17 protein-coding genes are annotated in these 17,150 nt (G+C 64.7%); 6 read left to right on the plus strand and 11 right to left on the minus strand.

The features are described 5' to 3' along the window. Positions 1 to 32: 32 nt before the first annotated feature. The 6 genes from HUW46_RS45805 to HUW46_RS45830 form a co-directional block, all read right to left on the minus strand. On the minus strand, positions 33 to 554 hold the full coding sequence (locus HUW46_RS45805) for a hypothetical protein (protein WP_215544881.1): 522 nt from the start codon (positions 552 to 554) through the stop codon (positions 33 to 35). A 1-nt stretch (position 555) separates the two neighbouring features. Beyond that, entirely contained in the window at positions 556 to 2,061 is a 1,506-nt protein-coding gene (gene gatB, locus HUW46_RS45810; protein ID WP_215542876.1) for an Asp-tRNA(Asn)/Glu-tRNA(Gln) amidotransferase subunit GatB, read from the minus strand. After that, a complete protein-coding gene (gene gatA, locus HUW46_RS45815; protein WP_215542875.1) occupies positions 2,058 to 3,575 on the minus strand; it encodes an Asp-tRNA(Asn)/Glu-tRNA(Gln) amidotransferase subunit GatA in 1,518 nt (505 codons plus the stop codon). The genes gatB and gatA overlap by 4 nt, the downstream gene beginning before the upstream one ends. 1 nt (position 3,576) lies before the next feature. After that, a complete protein-coding gene (gene gatC, locus HUW46_RS45820; RefSeq protein WP_215542874.1) occupies positions 3,577 to 3,873 on the minus strand; it encodes an Asp-tRNA(Asn)/Glu-tRNA(Gln) amidotransferase subunit GatC in 297 nt (98 codons plus the stop codon). An 816-nt stretch (positions 3,874 to 4,689) separates the two neighbouring features. Beyond that, on the minus strand, positions 4,690 to 5,187 hold the full coding sequence (locus HUW46_RS45825; protein ID WP_215544882.1) for a DUF4262 domain-containing protein: 498 nt from the start codon (positions 5,185 to 5,187) through the stop codon (positions 4,690 to 4,692). A gap of 430 nt (positions 5,188 to 5,617) precedes the next feature. Then, complete coding sequence (locus HUW46_RS45830) at positions 5,618 to 6,139, minus strand: DUF262 domain-containing protein (protein ID WP_215544883.1); 522 nt, start codon at positions 6,137 to 6,139, stop codon at positions 5,618 to 5,620. Between the two features lie 104 nt (positions 6,140 to 6,243). Here HUW46_RS45830 and HUW46_RS45835 point away from each other — a divergent pair, with 104 nt between their 5' ends. Beyond that, positions 6,244 to 6,405: a hypothetical protein gene (locus tag HUW46_RS45835; protein WP_215544884.1), complete on the plus strand. Its 162-nt coding sequence runs from the start codon at positions 6,244 to 6,246 to the stop codon at positions 6,403 to 6,405. A gap of 57 nt (positions 6,406 to 6,462) precedes the next feature. Here the strand turns inward: HUW46_RS45835 and HUW46_RS45840 are convergent, their stop codons facing one another. Next, positions 6,463 to 6,801, minus strand: a complete 339-nt coding sequence (locus HUW46_RS45840; protein ID WP_215544885.1) for a hypothetical protein — start codon at positions 6,799 to 6,801, stop codon at positions 6,463 to 6,465. A 454-nt stretch (positions 6,802 to 7,255) separates the two neighbouring features. Between HUW46_RS45840 and HUW46_RS45845 the strand changes: the two genes are divergently transcribed. Then, positions 7,256 to 7,420 (plus strand): hypothetical protein, encoded by a 165-nt coding sequence (locus tag HUW46_RS45845; protein ID WP_215544886.1) that lies wholly within the window; start codon positions 7,256 to 7,258, stop codon positions 7,418 to 7,420. A gap of 141 nt (positions 7,421 to 7,561) precedes the next feature. Continuing rightward, on the plus strand, positions 7,562 to 8,062 hold the full coding sequence (locus HUW46_RS45850) for a PQQ-like beta-propeller repeat protein (RefSeq protein ID WP_215544887.1): 501 nt from the start codon (positions 7,562 to 7,564) through the stop codon (positions 8,060 to 8,062). 89 nt (positions 8,063 to 8,151) lie between these two features. On the opposite strand, the gene HUW46_RS45855 is transcribed toward HUW46_RS45850, so the two are convergent. Genes HUW46_RS45855 through HUW46_RS45865 form a run of 3 tightly spaced genes read right to left on the minus strand, consistent with a single transcriptional unit; the run spans position 8,152 to position 10,020 of the window. Further along, positions 8,152 to 9,303 carry a hypothetical protein gene (locus tag HUW46_RS45855; RefSeq protein WP_215544888.1) on the minus strand — a complete coding sequence of 384 codons (1,152 nt, stop codon included), beginning with the start codon at positions 9,301 to 9,303 and terminating at the stop codon, positions 8,152 to 8,154. Between the two features lie 19 nt (positions 9,304 to 9,322). Beyond that, positions 9,323 to 9,610: a hypothetical protein gene (locus HUW46_RS45860; protein WP_215544889.1), complete on the minus strand. Its 288-nt coding sequence runs from the start codon at positions 9,608 to 9,610 to the stop codon at positions 9,323 to 9,325. Further along, positions 9,607 to 10,020, minus strand: a complete 414-nt coding sequence (locus tag HUW46_RS45865) for an SAV_915 family protein (protein ID WP_215544890.1) — start codon at positions 10,018 to 10,020, stop codon at positions 9,607 to 9,609. Before HUW46_RS45865 ends, HUW46_RS45860 begins: the two co-directional genes overlap by 4 nt. 195 nt (positions 10,021 to 10,215) lie before the next feature. Here HUW46_RS45865 and HUW46_RS45870 point away from each other — a divergent pair, with 195 nt between their 5' ends. Next, positions 10,216 to 12,579, plus strand: a complete 2,364-nt coding sequence (locus tag HUW46_RS45870; protein WP_215544891.1) for an ATP-binding protein — start codon at positions 10,216 to 10,218, stop codon at positions 12,577 to 12,579. A 405-nt stretch (positions 12,580 to 12,984) separates the two neighbouring features. Here HUW46_RS45870 and HUW46_RS45875 read toward each other — a convergent pair whose 3' ends face one another. Next, on the minus strand, positions 12,985 to 13,995 hold the full coding sequence (locus tag HUW46_RS45875; RefSeq protein ID WP_215544892.1) for a hypothetical protein: 1,011 nt from the start codon (positions 13,993 to 13,995) through the stop codon (positions 12,985 to 12,987). Between the two features lie 572 nt (positions 13,996 to 14,567). On the opposite strand from HUW46_RS45875, the gene HUW46_RS45880 reads away from it, so the two are divergent. Both HUW46_RS45880 and HUW46_RS45885 read left to right on the plus strand, forming a co-directional pair. Beyond that, complete coding sequence (locus tag HUW46_RS45880; RefSeq protein ID WP_215544893.1) at positions 14,568 to 15,728, plus strand: hypothetical protein; 1,161 nt, start codon at positions 14,568 to 14,570, stop codon at positions 15,726 to 15,728. 520 nt (positions 15,729 to 16,248) lie between these two features. After that, positions 16,249 to 17,136 carry a radical SAM protein gene (locus HUW46_RS45885; protein ID WP_254126721.1) on the plus strand — a complete coding sequence of 296 codons (888 nt, stop codon included), beginning with the start codon at positions 16,249 to 16,251 and terminating at the stop codon, positions 17,134 to 17,136. Positions 17,137 to 17,150: the final 14 nt, after the last annotated feature.

The raw sequence follows: 17,150 nt of genomic DNA on the forward strand, positions 1-17,150 counted from the left end.
CTGCAGAACCTGAAGTTGCACGTTTCTGAGGGTCAGCGGCGGCGTTTGCGGCCCGCCGCGGCGCGGCGTTCGGCACGGGCGGCGAGGATGTCCCACACCGGGAACACCACCGCGGCGATCACCGCGAGCATGCCGACGTAGCGGCCGAAGCCGCCGTTGATCGAGACGCCGGCGACCCGGAACAGCTCGCGTTCGTCGTCGCCGAACTGCAGCTCGATGAGCGACCAGCCCAGCACCGCGAGCAGCAGCGACACCGCGGCGCCCACCAGCCACAGCTGGGGCAGCCCCGCCGCCCGCGCCCGCGAGGACTGTCCGAACGCGACCATCACCGCGCCGATGAGCAGCAGCAGGATCGGCGGGCACCACGAGAAGAAGTCCGAATGCCACGCGGTGCGGACGACGTCGGAATGCGCCTGCGCGGCCAACGCGTCGTCGAGTTCCCTGGTGTCCGCGGTCAGCACAGTCCACGGCAGGAACGTCGAGGCGAGCGCGAGCAGCCCGGCACCGAGACCGGACCACGCGCGCCACCCGACGCGATCGAACGACCACCCCAATTCAGGAACCGACCCGCTCGATGATCAGCTCGCGCACGCGCTTGGCGTCGGCCTGGCCCTTGGTGGCCTTCATGACCGCGCCGACGATCGCACCGGCCGCCTGCACCTTGCCGCCGCGGATCTTGTCCGCGATGTCCGGCTGCGACGCCAGCGCCTCGTCCACGGCGGCGAGCAGCGCGGAGTCGTCGGAAACGACCTTCAGCCCGCGCTTCTCGACGATCTCGGCCGGCTCGCCCTCGCCGTCCAGCACACCGCGGACGACCTCGCGCGCGAGCTTGTTGGTCAGCTCGCCGGAGGTGACCAGCTCGATCACCTTCGCCACCTGCGCGGGCGTGATCGCGAGCCCGGCGAGATCGACCTCGCGGGTGTTCGCCTCCTGCGCGAGGAAGTTCACCCACCAGCCGCGCGCGTCAGAGGGTTTCGCCCCGGCGTCTACAGTGGACGCGACAAGCTCGACGGCACCGGAGTTGAACAGGTCGCGCAGTTCCTCGTCGCTCAGCTCCCACTCGCGCTGGATGCGCTTGCGGCGCTCGGTCGGGTCCTCCGGCAGCGTCTTGCGCAGCTCTTCGACCCACTCCCGCGACGGCACGACCGGCACCAGGTCGGGCTCGGGGAAGTACCGGTAGTCCTCCGCGGTTTCCTTGGCACGCCCGGCAGACGTGGTGCCGTCGGACTCCTGGAAGTGCCGCGTCTCCAGCGTGACGGTGCCACCCGAGGCGAGCAGCGCGCCCTGCCGCGACATCTCGTACCGCACCGCGCGCTCGACGCTGCGCAGCGAGTTGACGTTCTTCGTCTCGGTGCGCGTACCGAACTCGGTGGCGCCCTTCGGCATCAGCGACACGTTCGCGTCGCAGCGCAACGAGCCCTGGTCCATCCGGACGTCCGACACGTCGAGCGCGGACATCAGCGCCCGCAACGCCGTCACGTACGCGCGGGCGACCTCCGCCGCGCGCGCGCCGGTGCCGACGATCGGCTTCGTGACGATCTCGATCAGCGGCACGCCCGCGCGGTTGTAGTCGAGCAGCGAGTAGTCCGCGCCATGAATACGGCCCGTCGCGCCGCCCATGTGCAGCGACTTGCCGGTGTCCTCCTCCATGTGCGCGCGCTCGATCTCGACCCGCACGACCTCGCCGTCGTCCAGCGTCACGTCGAGGTGGCCGTCGAACGCGATCGGCTCGTCGTACTGCGAGGTCTGGAAGTTCTTCGGCTGGTCGGGGTAGAAGTAGTTCTTCCGCGCGAACCGGCACCACTGCGCGATCTCGCAGTTCAGCGCCAGCCCGATGCGGATCGCCGACTCGATCCCCTTGCCGTTGACCACCGGCAGCGAACCGGGCAGCCCGAGGCAGGTCGGGCACACCTGGGTGTTCGGCTCGCCGCCGAACGTCGTCGGGCAGCCGCAGAACATCTTGGTGTCGGTGTTCAGCTCGACGTGCACCTCGAGCCCGAGCACCGGGTCGTAGCGCTCGACGACCTCGTCGTAGTCCATCAGCTCAGCCACGGCGGTCACTTCTTTCCTCCCAGCTCGGGCACCTGGTGCACCAGCGAACCTCCGGCGGCCGCGTCGCGCGCCACCTCGTACGCCGCGCCGACCCGGTAGAGCCGGTCGTCGGCCAACGAAGGAGCCATGATCTGCAGCCCGACCGGCAGACCGTCCTCATCGGACAGTCCACTCGGGACACTCATGGCGGCGTTGCCAGCCAGGTTCGACGGGATGGTGCACAGGTCGGCGAGGTACATCGCCATCGGGTCGTCCACCCGCTCGCCGATCTTGAACGCCGTGGTGGGCGTGGTCGGCGACACCAGCACATCGACCTTCTCGAAGGCCGAGTCGAAGTCGCGCGAGATCAGCGTGCGCACCTTTTGCGCGGAGCCGTAGTAGGCGTCGTAGTAGCCGGACGACAGCGCGTAGGTGCCCAGCATGATCCGCCGCTTCACCTCGGCGCCGAAGCCCTTTTCCCTGGTCAGCGACATGACCTCTTCAGCGCTGTGCGTGCCGTCGTCACCGGCGCGCAGGCCGTAGCGCATCGCGTCGAACCGGGCGAGGTTCGACGAGCACTCGCTCGGTGCGATCAGGTAGTAGGCGGGCAGCGCGTAGGTGAAGTGCGGGCACGACACCTCGACGACCTCGGCGCCGAGCTCGCGCAGCTGCTCGACCGCGGCCTCGAACGACCGGAGCACACCTGCCTGGTAGCCGTCCCCACCAAATTCCTTGACGACGCCGACTCGGACGCCGGACAAGTCGCCGGTCAGACCCTGGCGAGCGGCGGCGACCACCGGCGGCACCGGCGCGTCGATCGAGGTGGAGTCGAACGGGTCGTGGCCGCCGATCACCTCGTGCAGCAGCGCGGCGTCGAGCACCGTGCGGGCGCACGGACCGGCCTGGTCGAGCGAGGACGAGAACGCGACGAGGCCGTACCGGGAGACACCGCCGTAGGTCGGCTTCACGCCGACGGTGCCGGTGACCGCGCCGGGCTGCCGGATCGAACCGCCGGTGTCGGTGCCGATCGCGAGCGGCGCTTCGAACGCGGCGATCGAGGCCGACGAACCGCCGCCGGACCCGCCGGGGATGCGCGCGTGGTCCCACGGGTTGTGCGTCGGGCCGAACGCGGAGTTCTCGGTGGACGAGCCCATCGCGAACTCGTCCATGTTCGTCTTGCCGAGGATGACGACCCCGGCCTCGCGCAGCTTGCGCGTCACCGTGGCGTCGTAGGGCGGGAGCCAGCCTTCGAGCGTCTTCGACCCGACCGTGGTCGGGATGCCCTTCGTGGTCAGCACGTCCTTCAGCGCGAGCGGCACGCCCGCGAGCGGGGAGGCGAGTTCGCGGCCCTCGGCCACGTCGCCGTCGACCGCGCGGGCGGCTTCGAGCGCGCCCTCGGTGTCGACGTGCAGGAACGCGTGGACGTGGTCGTCGACCGCGGCGATGCGGTCCAGGTGCGCCTGCGTCACCTCGACCGAGGTCACCTCGCGCGTGCGGATCTTCTCCGCCAGCTCGGCGGCGGTCAGCTTCGTCAGCTCGGTCACGTCACTCCTCCCCCAGGATCCGCGGCACCCGGAACCGGCCCTCTTCGGCCGCGGGCGCGCCGGAGAGCGCCTGCTCCTGGCTCAGCCCCGGCCGCACGACGTCCTCGCGGAACACGTTGGTCAGCGGCACGGCGTGCGAGGTCGGCGGGATGTCGTCCGCGGCGACCTCGCTGACCTTGGCCACCGAGTCCAGGATCTGGTCGAGCTGGCCTGCGAAGACGTCCAGCTCGTCATCGGTGACGGCCAGCCTGGCCAGCTTGGCGAGGTGTGCGACCTCGTCACGGGAAATATTGGTCACGCGGGTGGCTCCCCGGGGGTGTCTGCGACTGCTTCTCGAAGCGCCAAGTCTATGGCGGCGGCCGACGTCATCTCGACTGGGTTACGGCTCGCGAAGATCCCGCCAGACCAGCCACGATCCTCACTTCCGGCGCGGTGTGCCGGGACTTCGCCTCCTGGCCGTCAACCTGGCGGGCCTGGTGACGGGAGGTCGTGCTCAGGTTCGGGGCTACTGGAGATGCGCGGCGACAGCCCAGTCCTCGGTGCCCTGGCGCGCTTTGGCGACGATCACCAGCTTGTTGTGCTGTTTCGCCGCGGTGACCCACTCCGGAGCGGTGTTGATCTGGCCCTGATAGAACAGAACGGTCCCTGATCCAGCGTGGGACGGCCACGGACGACTCCTGTCAGAGTGACGAACCGCGGGTCGGTGGCGAGACGACTCGGACGGCCGAACTGCACAGTCCAGTCGAGGTCGACCCCGACCTCATCAAGCCGACGCAAGTCGGCCACCTTCCGGAAGCGCTGTTTCGGCAAACCTTCCGCCCACGTGTCCGTCGAAGCATCGCCGTGGTCGTCCAGAACATGCACTTCATGCGTCGGGATGCAGATCAGCACCGGGATGTGCTCACCCGCGGTGAACCCAGTTTCAGTCCGCATATCCGACCCGACCCGGTCCCGCCACGACGCGGCTGCCAGATCGGCTCATCGTGACTCCTGCTTAGTACCCGGATGGTCGTGCAGATGTCGGGTCCCGACGTGAGCACGGACGACTGCGGCGTCGGCATGTGCGCTTCGAACTGCGACGTTCATGCGTGACGAGAGCCAGCCGCTCCACTTTTCACGACTCGTCAGGACGCGACGCGGGTGCGCAGGGTCCAAGGACGGGTTGACTGCCGTGACCGTCGTTGTACGAATGCTCCCACGGCATGCGCCCTTCATCGTCGTCGGCGTACACCAACTGCACGCCGCGGACCTTCTGGGGGTAGAGGCCCAAGGCCATCTTCAGATGCACCGACGGGTCGGCCAGCTCGACAAGTTCGACCGATGGCCAGCCGTTCTCGAACGTGATGCGCGCGCCCGGCATCGGCGGGGCGTCGCTGTGGCCGAGACGGGCCGCGACATTGTTGAGCAGCCTGACGGCAGCCTCGTTGGGCAGCCCCGTCACCACCAGCTCCGGCAACCCCATCAGAGTCAAGCCGACCGTATAGGCCCAGTTCGCACGTACCGTGTCCCCCTCGACCGACTGGACGATCCAGCCGTGCTTCTCGATTTCCTCGGCGACGTAGTCGAGATAGTCGTCGACGCTCTTGTCTGGGTTGTCGCATTGCCAGCACATGAGTGCTCCCCTTCGTTGTTGATGACAATCATGGTCTCCGGATGCACACACAAAAGGTGTGATTCGATGGCTTCGGCAACGTCGGGCGGACGCGGTACACTCTCTACCGATTGGTCAGCGGTCTTCGCCGACTACCCGACCGGTTCCAGTCAGGATTTCAACACTGCGCGCGCATCCATCGTTGACGCGTAACAGGACCTGTATTGTTTCGCAAGGTTTATGTAGGACGAAACCCTCGCACCCACCGCAGGCGCTTCGGCAGCAGGCTGGCACTGTCGACGTGAGCGCCAGCCGGGTGTCGACGCTGCCGAGCGCCTGCGGCAGACAGCAGGGTGAACGACCAGTACACAACTGCTGGCTACGGGCACACGCGGAATGCGCGTCCACATCGATTCGAAGTATCACACACCATGGTCACTACACGTCGCAATTACAGCTTCGGACGTGCCAGGCTTTGGGCACGTGACAGATCATCCTGGCCGTGCGAAGTCCCCGCACTGTTGATCAGCCGGTATGTTTCGGCTTCCTCGGCCAAGGAAGGCAGCTTCGCCTCAGCCAAGGGAATGACGAATCGCTGTGCGAGCACCCTCCGCCCCGTGGCGTTCAAGTCGATGGCAGTGACCGTGTCACCAGGCTTGAAATCGGCACCAAGAAACGCTGGATCAATCCATTCAGCCGGGATTGCCAAGTCACCGGCCTGCCATTGACATAAGGTGGTCAATCGCTGTTTGCCATCGATACAGGCGTACCAGATGTCACCGGGATCCCCCTCGTTCGTCTGCCATCCGGCGTTGTCACCGCGCCGGTTGACCACGATTGCGGGAACCGGAACTCCAAGCAGCAATGACTTTATCAAGTCGACGCGCTGTTGGTTGGTCCACACATCCCCGCGCTGGTATGGCGGAGAGAGCAAGAGTTCGCCTTCGGAAACCATATTTGCCAGCTCACGCAACTGCCGACCATGCGAGGAGATACTGCGATGGATCAGAACCACCAGGTTGCCTTTCGGTATCAGATCGAGTGCTTAGAATACCCTGCTTGTTGTAGATGTGCTGCTTGCCGACGCTGATCTACGGCGACTCCTCGCTCAAGGACCTTTATCCCGAGCCTGTCGTGGCCTTCATAAAGGCGAGTTTGGTGACGGCTGTCAACACCTGGGTGATCCAGTTGATGTCGGCGTGGCAGGGAACGCTCCGTACAACTCCATTCGATGAATGATGCCGAGCCGATAACGCAACTCACCAGGTCGCCGCACAGGGAGCGCACGATCGCGGGTCATGACACTCCATCCTGAGCCGAGGGGCTGGCGGCCTGGAGCGCATCCCAGCGCCGCGCCAGCTCGGTGGCGGCCGGTTCGACCAACCAGTTGTGATTCAGGTTCCAGTAGTTGGCTCTCCCGTCGGGAAGCTCGGTCAGACGGAATTGGTCGACGAACTCCCTGCCCGGGTCAGTCGGCACGAACTCCGGTGCGCCGTCGTCGACCGACGCGTCGGCATCGCGGACCAGCCCGAGGCGTTTGACGACGGAAAGATGGTCATTGAATCCTCGCAGGGAACCGAAGTGCGCGAAGGCGTTTCCGTCGGGCCGCACGACCCCGACGAGGACGGCGAGCACGTGTGTCCACGAGACTGTCTCGCTGGGCCGGAGGGTCACAGGATTCCGTCCTCGATGTGGTCGGCGACCGTGCGCAGCACGTCTGCGGGCTCGGTGCGCTCGAGCTGGTGTTGGGTCATGTTCATAGGCTTCTCCGCGTTGGTTTGAGGTCAGCCTTGCTGGTGTGTCGAGGACTCCCCCGGATCAACTCCGTTGATCCCACCACGCGACCGCGGCGTGTACGGGGCCATATCACCATCCAGATTGACGAAGGTGACCGCGAAGTCACGGATGTACCGAAGTCACGGAGCCAACTGCCGTCAGCCGTGGGTCGGCTTGTAAGCCAGATGACCATCTTACGGCGGTCAGGATCGCCTGATTGGGACAGTGCACGTTCTAGTTCAGGCTGACGCGCCCCGGTGTAGCGCTGGAGCGGTATCAGACGACTACCGCAGAACTGACCATTTGGAGAACCATGAGCCGTGCCAAGGACAACGCGATCGCCTTTGTCGTGTTCAGCAGGCTGAACCGCGTAGCGAGCTTCGGCTACCGGGTGTGGGCCGCACGCACGTCGTTCTACCTCAAGCATCGTGACATCGCCCTTCCCCGTCAAGGTCAGCATCCACGGCCCGGCTCCTGACCCCCGGCATCACCCCGGCTTCAAGTTCGCCATTGATGGCGCAGGCACTCTTCAGCACGAGGCCAGTACCTGGCGATTCGAAGCCGGTGGTCGTCCAGGGTGGTTCCCCGGCGTCGAGGTCAAACCGGTGTCAAACATCTGGTGCGCGTCAGGTTCCCGTGGTCAACATTCGAACCCGGATCACCGAGCTGCCCGCAGCCGACGACATCCAACCAGGTCGGCCAGCACCTCCTGCTCTCCGCACCTGATCCGCTGCTGGCGGCCGACGTCGACCTGTACCTGTCTGAGAATGGACAGCCGTACTGGCCCAACGAGGAACAGGCCCGCATCGACAACGCGACCATGGGCCCGCTGGTGAACGACGCCAACCAGATCCTCACCGCGATCGCGACCCACCGCAGCCTCTGGCGCGACGCCGCCACCGCGGAACTCGCCGAGCTGTCCCGCGCACACTCGGGTCCACGCGGGCGCATCGTCGCTGTGAACAGGGACGACTCGGGGTTCCTGTGGATGCGTGAAGTAGTCGCGCCGAACTCGATGCTGCGGCTGTACGGTGCGGACGAAGTGCGCGAGGCCACCCAGATCACACCCCGGCCGACCCCTGCGGACCACTGCCGTGACACGGAGCCCGACGAAATCTGAGCGGGATTCGGTCGGCGTCGTTCTTGAGGAACGTCCACGCAGACCCGCTCACGGTTGTGACATGTGGCCAACATCGGCACATCCTGGTGTCAGAAGAGGGCGTGCCAGAGGCTCTCGGCGAGGTTCTCCGCCGCGTGCCACGTGTTGGTGATGAGTTTCTTCCCGGCGTCCAGCAGAGCCTGCGCGCCCTTGTTGATCTTGTCCCGAATATCGTGCGGCACCAAGTGGTTCCACACCGCATCAGCCAGGACTCCGGCCGCGGTGCCGAGCACCAGGCCCGCTCCCCCGGTCAGGACCGCGGTGGCGGCGATGCCAACGCCGCGGACGGTCAGCAGCCGTGTTGTTGCCTGTGCGGCGGCGTCGCCGGCGGCCGCCGCAACCGTGTTGCTGACGATGGCCTGGCCTTGCGGCTTTCCGTGAGCGATGTCGACCGCGATCTGCCCGGCGGTGACGCCCTTGTCGAGGGCGTCGAGTACGGCCCGTCCCAGGGCTCCTGTACCGATTCGTTCCCGGGTGAGGTCGGCCTGCTTGCTGGCCTCCCCTCGGATCTGGTCGTGGAAGGCGGCGTCGGAGCTGCCCGCGGGTACGGCGAGGGATCGCTGCTGCGCGGTGAAGGCCTGGTCCCGGAGCCGGTTGGCTTCACCGGTGAGAGCGCTCACGTGCCGGTCGACGTAGACTTTCGCGCTCTTGCCGACGAAGTCCGCCGCGGACAGGTACGGCTTGCTCCTGATCTCATCCCAGACCGCGACGGCCGCACGCACCGCGGCGGCGAGGATCTCGACGGCACGCCGCGCTTCGGTACGTGCGGCGGTGTAAGCGTCGACCTGCCGCTGATGTCTGGCCATCGACGCGGCCTCGAGGACGGGATCGACGAAACACTGCGGTGGCACCGTCGGCTCGGCGATGACGCCGTCGGTGACCGTCAGCCCGCCAGCGGTGGCGATACCGCGGGCGCGGGCCATCCCGTCCTGTGCACCGCACAGCGCGGCGGCGAGTTCGCCGAATTCGGCCGCGGCCGCGCCGGCGCCGTCGGCGAGGGCGTCGCAGTTACGACGGATCGTGTCCATCCTGGTGGTAAACGCCGCGGCGGCGGGCCCGGACCAGGTCGCGCAGGCCAGCTCGCGCGCCCGGCTGAGCGTGGCGGTGGTGTCGTGCACGGTCGCGGCGAGGTGATTCCGAAGCCAGCTACCGGTGGCGGCGACGCTATCCGGGTTCCCGTCGATCCTGGTGTTGATCGGCATGATCCGTGCCTCCTGTTCCTCAGTTCGTCCAGAGCTTCATCAGCTGGTCGCTGGCGGCGGTGTCGGTGTCGCGGTAGGCCGTGGCGGCGGCGGTGACGGCGTCGCCGAGCGCACCGAGCCCGCAGGCGAGCTGGGCAGCCGCGTCGACCAGGTGCGCTACGACCTCGCCCGCGGCCGTGGTGGACGCGCCGGCGTCCGGCACGTCGGGCACGCTGCCGCGCAGATCGTCGGCCGCCTCGCCGGCGCCGCGGAGGCGGCCGGCGGCGTCGTCAAGCATGTCGGGGGTGATCCGGATGATGTCGGTCATTGGCAGGTCCCGGCGGTGGTGCGGTACTGGTGCGGCACGGCCACATCCAGCAGCAGCACGTCGAACGGGAACACCCGGTCCAGTTCGCCGAGCTTCGCGGTGTAGACCAGCACCCATGGCGTCTGGTGCCCGCAGTGCGCGGTGAACCGGTCCAGCGCGGTGTAGGCCAGCAACGCCGTGCGGCCGTCGCGCATCACCCGTGTCTGCACCGCGACGTCCCCGCCGCTGGCCGGCCGGTCACAGGGCACGTACAGCACCGGCGGCGGATCCACCGGCGCTTCGGGCTCGTAGTCAGGTAGCGGCGCCGGCGCGGGGCGAACCTCGTCGCGCTCGAACCGGGTTAGCGGACCGGAGCCGGTGTCCGGGCCGAGGTAGGTCGCGGCGTGCACCCACGCCGAACTGGAAGCCATGAGTTGCTCCTTCGCGGTGATCGCGGCCAGGTCGTGTGACCTGGCCGCTGATCACGATGAAGTCCTCGACCAGCCGAGACGGCGGTTCCCGGCGAACCTCGGAGAAGCCGACCCGAACGCCCTGGTTGCGGTACCTTTCCGGAATCGGGTGTCCGGACGATTCCGGAGAGTGCAGGACCAGCAGAGGGGGGCTGGATGGGCTCGCAGGACCCACGGGAGTGGTTCGTCGGCCGTCTGCAGCGACTACGGGCAGCGGCGGGTCACCCCACTCAGGCGACACTGCTGAGGTATGGCAGAGACACTGGCCTGACCAAGTCCGGCCTGTCAGACTTGCTGAACGGAAACTTCGTAAATCCCCCGCCATGGGATCGTATCGAGGCCTATGCGACCGCGTGTGTCCAGGCAGCGAACGTCGGCAACATCGAGATAGCGTTAAAAACGACGTTGCTTAGGCTTCGACAGGATCATGACACCCTCACTGAGCAACTTGCTTCGCCCCCTGCACCCGCCGCGCAACGCCCGACGCCTCCGCAACAACTGCCCGCCGCGCCGACCAGATTCGTTGGCCGCGAACCGGAACTCATCCAAATGAACGATCGACTTGACGCGGCTTCAGATGGGCGCAGCACCACCTTGATCTTCTCGCTCGTAGGCGTAGGCGGCATTGGCAAAACCTGGCTCGCTTTGCAGTGGGCACATCAGGTAATTGACCGCTTTCCCGATGGGCAGCTATTTGTGGATCTTCATGGCTTCAGTTCTACTGGGGAGTCAACCCAGCCTGGCGATGTGCTCGGAAGATTTCTCGACGCACTCGGAATTGATCGAAGCCTTCAGCCTACCAATTTGGAACACCGCATCGACGTTTACCGATCCAAGATGGCAAACAAACGGATTCTTGTTGTACTTGATAATGCGGCAACCGCTGATCAAGTCACACCGCTGCTTCCCACTGGAAAAGGTTCCACAGTCGTAGTGACCAGTCGCAACCATCTTCGCGGACTTGTCGCTCGCCACGGAGCCCGTTCGATACAATTAAACTCACTTTCCACTAATGACGCCCACACCTTACTAGCCATTTCCCTCAGTCGGCAGCAGCTTGCCGCCGAAAAAGGAGCAGCGGAGGAACTTATTCGGTTCTGCGGAGGCTTCCCCTTGCCATTGGGGCTGATCGCTTCCCATGTCGCCACCGAACCCAATCTAACATTGAACGAGGTCGTCAGTGAACTTCACACCTTTGGCCTAGCTGCACTTGATTCAGATGATCCCGCCGCCAGTCTACCCCAAGTTCTCTCCTGGTCTTTACGTCACCTTACCAAAGAAACACAGAAAGTATTCGCACTGACAGGAATCGCACCCGGCCCAGACATCGATCTTCACGCAGTCGCTTCCCTGATCGGGAAATCTGAACTAGAAACGTATCTAGCACTCCGAACGCTCGTCAATGCTTCGTTGATCTACCACATTTCCGGTAGTAGATACAGTATGCATAACCTCGTTCGGGATTTTGCCGTAAACACCGCCGACGACTTCCCTGCCGAGATGCGACAAGCCGCAACGAGGCGACTCGTAGACTTTTACACGCACACCGCATACCAGGCCGTTTGCCTTCTAAATCCCCATCGCACACCTATTCAACTCGAACCATCAGCACCTGACGTGCAGCCATACGCATTATCAAACGAATTGGACGCGCTAAAGTGGCTTGACATCGAGCATCTCAATGTACTCGCCGCTCAAGATCTCGCACAAACCCATCGTTGGTATTACATTGTGTGCGATCTGGCGTGGATTCTGACCACGTTTCATGATCGACGGGGACATCGACATGACCGAGTAACTGTTTGGGAGGCCGCACTAGAAGCTGCGGCACACGTGCCCGAAATTGGAATCCGAATACGCGTACATCGCCTCCTTGGAGCGGCGTATGCCGACACGGGACGCCACGACGAATCAATCGACCACCTGGCACAAGCTCTTACATTGACAAATGGCTATCGAGACGGCTCAGAGCAGGCCTTAATACAAGAGAAGTTGGCTCGAGCCTGGGAACTGAAAGGAAACGATCAGCGAGCATTTGAACACGCGAGTAAGGCGCTAGAAATCACCAGCAATCTTCAACCGCCCATACGAGACGGTGGCATGATCGGATCAGTCGGATGGTACGCTGCACGACTAGGCAATTATGATGTGGCTCGCGCACATTGCCAGGAAGCGCTTTCTATTTTTCATGAATGCGGCGACCTAAGCGGTCGCGCCACCACATTAGATAGTCTCGGTTATATTGATTACCGCACTGAAAATTTTCTCAACTCCATTCAATCTTACGCCGAATCGTTGATGATTCGACGCGAACTCGGTGAAAATTACCGTTGCGCTGACACGCTCGAAGCTCTCGGAGGTCCATACGTCGCACTCGACCATACCGAACAGGCTAGCGCCGGATGGAAGGAAGCACTTAAACTATATCAAAATCAGGGGCGCATCAACGATGCCGTTCGCGTGCAGCAACGACTCATCGAACTAAACGGTCCGAACGATCCAAGACCGGATAGCTTCTAATTGTCACTTCAACTACTCACTTATCCACTGTACCCTATTTCACGAACAGGTTCCCCAACTGGGTTCTCGTCCGGAGCACGACCGACTCGCATCCAGGCGCCGGATCCTGGCGCACAGCCCCCTTCATCAGGTTGTCAAGTTCGGTCTCCCACCGCCGGCCACGCCTGTCCAACGTGAGCGGCACGGGCTTACGAGAGCCCCACCGCTCACCGACCGCGTTCGGGCACCGGTTGCGCCTGGCGCCGAGGCCAGCGTCAAGGCCCGGCCAGCCCGCTCACACGGCCTGACGGTGATCGCAGTGATGTCGAACAGCCGGGTCGCGGTGTCACGCCCATCCCGCAGCGGACCGCGCTCAATCTCGGCGGAGCCAGCGAAACACGACCTGGCTTGCCGAGCGTCGATCATTCAGTCGCCAGCCGCCAGGTCGTTCACGCAATCGGCGCAGGTCCCGTCGTCGGAGTCAGAGGTGGTACGACCACACCGTCCGCAGGAGCCGAGGTCGCCGTCGGCGACGAAGCCGCAGTGGAAGCAGGCATTGGTGTGAAAACTGTTGGGGTCTGTGCTGGTGGCGACCAAGATGAGCGCTTCAAGCTCGCATTCCGGGCAGTCGGAGATCGACCATCCACTCCGTCCTTTCGCCGCGAGGTAGCGTGATTCGCCCAGGACCGATGTGACGTAGTCTTCAGCGGCCTCGATGCCGTCGACGTGACTCCAGTCGTGACCGCAGAACCGGCAGCAGGAGGTTTCTTCGAAGGGTGCGAAGGTCCAGGCCAACTGCATGCATTCGGGACAATGGATGACGATGCTCTGCCATGCCTCGAGTTCAGGGGCGATTCGATCCAGGCGTGCCCGGTTGACCGCCGTGATGGTCGTGAGCGCGGCGCCGATGATGTTCTCTGCTAGCTCGAGGTGCTCGACCTCGTCCTCCGGAGCGTCCGGAACGAGGTGTTGCCGGATGAACTCGGACAGCACGTCAAGGGCTACAGCGGCGCGAGCGGTCACGACCTCGTAGTTGCTGGTGGAGCCGAAGTGCTGGAGCTTGTTACGTTCCTTGTTGAGGGCGTCCAAGGCGTTGCGTTGAGCGGTCGACACTTGGACGTCGGCGACTTTGGCGAGTCGTTTGATCGCTGCGTTGAGCGTGACGCTGCGGAATGCGCCCTGTCTGAACTTGTTCTCGTCGACGCTGTAGGGGTCCTCGAAGATGTGCTCGATGCCTTCGCGCTGCAGGCGGACCTTGACGAGGATCTCGATCGCGGCCTGCAGGTGTAGCACCGCGTACTTCACGCTGCGCGGATTCGTGGATTCGGACAGATGGGAGATTGCGCTGTCCAGGAAGTCGACGCCGTTGACGATCGGGTCGAATTCCAGGCTGTTCCCAGACGGACCACTTTCTGGGCCACCTGGTGAATCGCTCATCGCTCGCTCCTTGTCGTCGCAGGTGGCGAGCAGCCTCGCTCGTCTTCTGCGTCAGCCTCGATGTGGCCGCTCTAAATGTATCCGGGACATCTGCGAACGACACGCCAGTAAGGTGCGTCGCGAGATTGTCATGTTGGCCAGCCGACAGGAAGTTTTCCTCGGTGCCGTGCTTGGTTGCGCACACATCTGCCGCGCCCAGCGAAGCGCCCCGTGGTCGGGGCACTCGCTGCGGCCGCGTTCGGGCTCCCGGTACTCATCGCCCGATAGAGCGGCCTCGTTCCACGGACGGCGACACATCGGTGGCTCGACCTCGTCGCCGCGACGAGCTTCGGCGCGGCGCTCGGTTGGCTTGTCAGCAGCATCACCTCGATGGCAGTGGCGGAGCGCCTCGCTCCCCCCCCCCGTTACCGGTCCTCACTGGTTGCGCGGTCTTCTTCGGAGCACTCCTCGTCTGAACACCCACGTGGTGGGTCAGTCGGCGCCGTTTCTAACGAACCCGTCCACAGCTCAGCAGCCTCGGCCGGACGGAAAATCGGCGGTGGCGTGGTTTTGTGTGCGCGCATACTGGTCCCGTGAGTTCATTGCCAGGCGAGGTCGACGCGGGCCAGCGTCTCCAGCAGACCGTGCTGCGGGACTTCGGCCCGACATCCGGTGAAGACGAGGTTCAGCCGACCACGCCGTGCTACCAGCTGACGGTTAGCCCGGAGGATGCGCCGGTGCCGGTGTTGCTTAAGTACGCACTCACCTTGATTGGCCTGCCTGCGGGCGGACCCGGTGAGAAGGTCGCATGGTGGGTGGCCTTCACCTATCAGGGCGAGCGTTGCGAAGTGGCGCACCAGAAGTTCGGTCTGCGGATCTATCTCTGGACCGACAAGCCGGCGGCGGATGCAGGGACATTGCTGGAGCAGATCTCCCAGAAGCTCCGGTCCTCTGTACGGACGGTCGAGAAGCTGATCCTGGATGCGGCGCCGGACCTGCTCAGCCGCGGTAACGCCACCGTTATCAACCAGCACCACGGGCTCCGGAGCGCCTACGACTACTTCCGTGAGCGCGCCGTCGATCCGGCACACATCGAGGACGTGCACGAAGTACACGAATCCGATGTTGGTACTGGCTACTCGTTCACCAGTGGCGTGATCCGCATGCGGATGAACGCCTTCCATGACATGGTGGCTGCGATCACAGCGTACGTGAGTCTGCTAGAGCATGATCTGGTGCTGGCACTGCCTTTCTGCGGCTTCGATCCAGACCAGGACAACCTGGCGGAGATGATCGGCGCGAAGTGGGGCGGGAAGTTCAGCCGCGTGCTCGGCGACGCCGACGGCGCGGAGCGCATCCGCCAGCGGTTGTTCGAAGTGGTGGAACGCTGGCGCAACCCGTACTCGCACGGCGGGTTCGAAAAAGGGCAAACCGCCACGATCTACCTACATACCCCGGGGGTGGATGCCGCCGTACCGATCGGTCTGACGAACCTACGGGACAGCCCGCTGTTTTCCCTCCTGCCGGCGACCGAGACCGACATCGCGGAGGTCTTCGCACTGTTCGACGAGATCGATGCCTGGTTGGAGTCGACGCTGCCCGAGGCGATGCAGTGGATCAGTTCCGGGCTCCCTGTTCGCTTCGACGCGGCGTTCGGGGCGCAGCTCGACGCAGCCCGGCAAGAGGGCTCTTTCGATTCTCTTCTAGCCGTCGCTGACTACCAGCAGGAGAGGGCCAATAACATGGACTTCTGACCATGATTCGCTGAGGAGGTACTGCGTTCCTGCCGATGGGATGGTCGATCGGTCCGATCCCTTTCCAGACCGGCTCGTCTGCGCACCACCGAATCATGGTCGGCACCGTACCGAGCCCCCACCAGCGGAGTGTCCTGATGGGCCCGGTGAGAAATACGCATTCCGCGCGCGCTGATCATTGCCGTCCCGGCCTCCCCCGCTCGCGCAGATCCTCACCTCCGAAGCCAACACCCCGTCCGTGAGCATTCGGCGCCGAGATTCGGTTGCCCTGGAGGCGAGCTGTAGAAACGTAACAGCCTCTCGGGCTCGCACGAAGGCAGTCTTACCGCTGTATATCGCTCGCGCGTCCGGCACCGTCAGGACGGGTAAACGCTTCCCTGAGTGACGCTGTGTTGTCGGCGGCGGCTCCGCAGCTCGCCTGTTCATCGGTACCCGAGCACGTCGAAGCAGGTCAGTGTGTCGGGTAGTGATCACGGTGAGAAGGGACGCGCTGGTGGGGACGTCGTTTCTGTGGCTCGAAGTGACCGGCAAATGTCCGCTCAGCTGCCGACATTGCTACGCCGATTCGGGACCGTCGGGTACGCATGGCTCGATGACCCGGTCGGACTGGCATCGAGTACTGGGTGAGGCCGTTGAGCTGCGCGTGGAGATGGTGCAGTTCATCGGTGGTGAGCCGACGTTGTATCCCGACCTGGTGCCGTTGATCGAGTACGCGCTGGCGCGCGGGTTAGCCGTCGAGGTGTTCAGCAACCTCGTACACGTCACCAATGAGATGTGGGATGTCTTCTCACGACCGCGGGTCTCGTTGGCAACCTCCTATTACTCCGACGACCCGGCCCAGCACGCGGCGGTCACCGGACGGCCGAGTTACACGCGGACGAAAGCGAACATCGCCGAGGCCGTCCGCCGCGGAATCCCGCTGCGGGCTGGGGTGATCGACCTGGGCGACGGTCAGCGCGCCGACGCCGCACAAGCGGAGCTGGTCGAGCTCGGCGTGCCCTCGGTTGGCTACGACCGAGTACGACAGGTCGGGCGCGGTGTCCGCGACCGCCAGGCCAGCACCGAGCAGCTGTGCGGACAGTGCGGGGACGATGTTGCGGCGATCTCCCCCGACGGCGCGGTCTGGCCATGCGTGTTTTCCCGCTGGCTGCCGGTCGGCAACGTCCTCGACGACACCCTCGCCGCGATCCTGGCGAGCGACGAGGCTGAGCGGGTTCGCGCCGAGTTGGCGGAGGCGTTCGCGGAACGGGCTGTCACCGGCAACAAGAGAAAAGGTGGCGGTGGCAACCCCGGCCCATGTCAACCCGACTGCAATCCGAATCCGTGTCAGCCGAGCTGCGCCCCGCGCTGCTCGCCGTCGTGTAGTCCGTGCGCGCCTAGCCGCCGCTGCTGGCCCTCCTACAAATGACCTACCGCTACCGT

It is taken from the genome of Amycolatopsis sp. CA-230715 (assembly GCF_018736145.1).
Taxonomy (GTDB): domain Bacteria; phylum Actinomycetota; class Actinomycetes; order Mycobacteriales; family Pseudonocardiaceae; genus Amycolatopsis.

Bases quoted from the DNA above. Each gene is read 5' to 3' on its own strand.
- HUW46_RS45860 (WP_215544889.1), bottom strand. From the start codon at position 9,610: ATGACCGACATCATCCGGATCACCCCCGACATGCTTGACGACGCCGCC.
- HUW46_RS45865 (WP_215544890.1), bottom strand. From the start codon at position 10,020: ATGGCTTCCAGTTCGGCGTGGGTGCACGCCGCGACCTACCTCGGCCCG.
- HUW46_RS45855 (WP_215544888.1), bottom strand. From the start codon at position 9,303: ATGCCGATCAACACCAGGATCGACGGGAACCCGGATAGCGTCGCCGCC.
- HUW46_RS45870 (WP_215544891.1), top strand. From the start codon at position 10,216: ATGGGCTCGCAGGACCCACGGGAGTGGTTCGTCGGCCGTCTGCAGCGA.
- HUW46_RS45845 (WP_215544886.1), top strand. From the start codon at position 7,256: ATGAGCCGTGCCAAGGACAACGCGATCGCCTTTGTCGTGTTCAGCAGG.
- HUW46_RS45825 (WP_215544882.1), bottom strand. From the start codon at position 5,187: ATGTGCTGGCAATGCGACAACCCAGACAAGAGCGTCGACGACTATCTC.
- HUW46_RS45875 (WP_215544892.1), bottom strand. From the start codon at position 13,995: ATGAGCGATTCACCAGGTGGCCCAGAAAGTGGTCCGTCTGGGAACAGC.